The sequence below is a fragment of the Photorhabdus sp. RM96S genome, from assembly GCF_042879335.1.
Classification (GTDB): Bacteria; Pseudomonadota; Gammaproteobacteria; order Enterobacterales; family Enterobacteriaceae; genus Photorhabdus; species Photorhabdus kayaii.
The window spans coordinates 1-343 of record NZ_JBHFKT010000215.1; the positions used below are offsets into that span (position 1 = coordinate 1).

1 protein-coding gene is annotated in these 343 nt (G+C 50.7%); it reads left to right on the forward strand.

Annotated features, from left to right (window positions below):
• Positions 1–289, forward strand: a 289-nt coding sequence (locus tag ACGF49_RS25045; RefSeq protein ID WP_387493471.1) for a helix-turn-helix domain-containing protein, incomplete at its 5' end; no start/stop codon positions are given.
• Positions 290–343: the final 54 nt, after the last annotated feature.

Consider the following 343-nt stretch of genomic DNA (forward strand, 5'->3'; position numbering starts at 1 on the left):
ACAACAGGCGCTGGCTGACAGTGCATCTCTTCATGTTAACCAGATACGCCGTTATGAAGCGGGGTCGGCTCAACCCACCTTAGACGCCCTGATACGGCTGGCTAAAGTGCTGCATGTTTCTCTTGACGAACTGGTGTTTGATGACCACGAACGCGGCCCATCTGATGATTTAGCGTTACAGTTTGAGGCGGTGAGTGGTATGCCGGAGGAAGAACGTAAGATTATCAAGGCATTACTGGATGGAATGATTTTGAAGTACCAGGCTAAACAGATCACTGAGCGCGGCTGAAGCAGGCGGTAACCTGCAACAACCGCTGACCACAACCAACTATACGAGGTAGTT